Origin of the sequence: Haloferula chungangensis, assembly GCF_042664875.1 — a bacterium.
Classification (GTDB): Bacteria; Verrucomicrobiota; Verrucomicrobiia; order Verrucomicrobiales; family Akkermansiaceae; genus Haloferula; species Haloferula chungangensis.
In genome coordinates this window covers 1-524 of sequence record NZ_JBHTBS010000106.1, presented here as the reverse complement: position 1 = coordinate 524, position 524 = coordinate 1, and the positions used below count along the sequence as shown (strand labels likewise).

Genomic DNA, 524 nt, shown 5'->3' with positions numbered 1-524 from the left:
AACATTTGCTTTGTTTGATAACTCTTTTAGTGGATGAATCAGTGTTTCTGGTCGAATTATAATGAGTGGCTTACCATGTGCAACAGCGCTTGAGGCATCCATAGCTGTATTCCACTGCTTATATTCTTCACCAAATAACGCGATTACAATGTCAGATTTTTTTAGCATGATTTCTGTGCGTAAATTATTGATGCTTGAAGCAGCATTATCATGGTAATACTTATTTGGTTGTTCACCCAAGATTTGAGCGCCTATTTCATCAGAAAAATTATGATTTGTCTGTGGAGAGACAAATGAAATTGGCAATCCTTTTTTAGAAACGAGTGTTTTTATCTCATCACGCCAAGGTGTGTGAATTTCACCTGCAAGATATACTGTTAGTTCCATAATATTCCTCCTAAATGTGTACTGCTTAATACTATATACCTTTTTTAATTTATGATAAAATGATAGACGATAGATTGATAAGGGGAAAAGATATATGAGGATAGCTTTATTTGATTTCGACGGAACGATTTACCCTC

1 protein-coding gene is annotated in these 524 nt (G+C 34.5%); it reads right to left on the bottom strand.

Annotated elements, in window-relative coordinates:
- Nucleotides 1-387 (bottom strand): YtoQ family protein (locus tag ACFQY0_RS21405; RefSeq protein ID WP_379717155.1); only part of this gene is annotated, 387 nt, incomplete at its 3' end.
- Nucleotides 388-524: the final 137 nt, after the last annotated feature.